The sequence below is a fragment of the Lacibacter luteus genome (genome assembly GCF_004118265.1).
GTDB lineage: Bacteria > Bacteroidota > Bacteroidia > Chitinophagales > Chitinophagaceae > Lacibacter > Lacibacter luteus.
This window is the reverse complement of the sequence record NZ_SDHW01000021.1, coordinates 1-408: the sequence shown is the minus strand read 5'-3', so window position 1 is coordinate 408 and position 408 is coordinate 1. Positions and strand designations below refer to the sequence as shown.

1 protein-coding gene is annotated in these 408 nt (G+C 42.9%); it reads right to left on the bottom strand.

Annotated elements, in window-relative coordinates; translation table 11 throughout:
- Positions 1 to 408: HYR domain-containing protein (locus ESA94_RS21315; RefSeq protein WP_129132986.1), on the bottom strand; the 408-nt coding region annotated here is incomplete at both ends.

Sequence of the window (408 nt, the reverse complement as noted above, 5' to 3'; positions counted from 1 at the left end):
TATACACCGAAATATTAGAAGGCGTATTAGAAATAACAGGATTTTGATTATCGGTTACTGTTACAACCTGTGTTGCGGTTGCTGTTCTTCCGTTTACATCTGTTACTGTCCATGTTACGGTTGTTGATCCTACAGGGAAACTTGCAGACGCATTGTTTGTTACACTTGCTACACCGCAATTATCGCCAGTGGCCGGAGTGCCAAGTGATACGTTTGTTGCTGCACAACTTCCATTATCTGCATTAACATTTACTGCAGTTGGTGCAGTAATGGTTGGGTCCTGATTATCGGTTACTGTTACAACCTGTGTTGCGGTTGCTGTTCTTCCGTTTACATCTGTTACTGTCCATGTTACGGTTGTTGAACCAACAGGGAAGCTTGCAGACGCATTGTTTGTTACACTTGCAA